Origin of the sequence: Psychrobacter sp. 16-MNA-CIBAN-0192, from assembly GCF_040309565.1 — a bacterium.
Classification (GTDB): domain Bacteria; phylum Pseudomonadota; class Gammaproteobacteria; order Pseudomonadales; family Moraxellaceae; genus Psychrobacter.
This window is the reverse complement of sequence record NZ_JBEOOX010000663.1, coordinates 1-241: the sequence shown is the minus strand read 5'-3', so window position 1 is coordinate 241 and position 241 is coordinate 1. Positions and strand designations below refer to the sequence as shown.

The 241-nt window shown below is 43.6% G+C and carries 1 protein-coding gene; it reads left to right on the top strand.

The window, feature by feature from the left end:
• Nucleotides 1–241, top strand: a 241-nt coding sequence (locus AAEY78_RS14765) for an efflux RND transporter permease subunit (protein WP_352340226.1), incomplete at both ends; no start/stop codon positions are given.

The following is a 241-nucleotide window of genomic DNA, read 5'->3' as shown; positions in this document are numbered from 1 at the left end:
GAATTTATCCCTCCATTAGATGAAGGTGATATAATGTATATGCCAACCACCTATCCATCATTATCTATTGGTCAAGCACGGCAGTTACTACAGCAAACCGATAAGTTGATTAAAACGGTACCCGAAGTTAAAACCGTATTTGGTAAAATTGGTCGTGCCGAAACGGCAACAGACCCGGCACCGCTTACTATGATCGAAACCTTTATCCAATTAAAGCCGCATGAGGCGTGGCGAGAAGGCA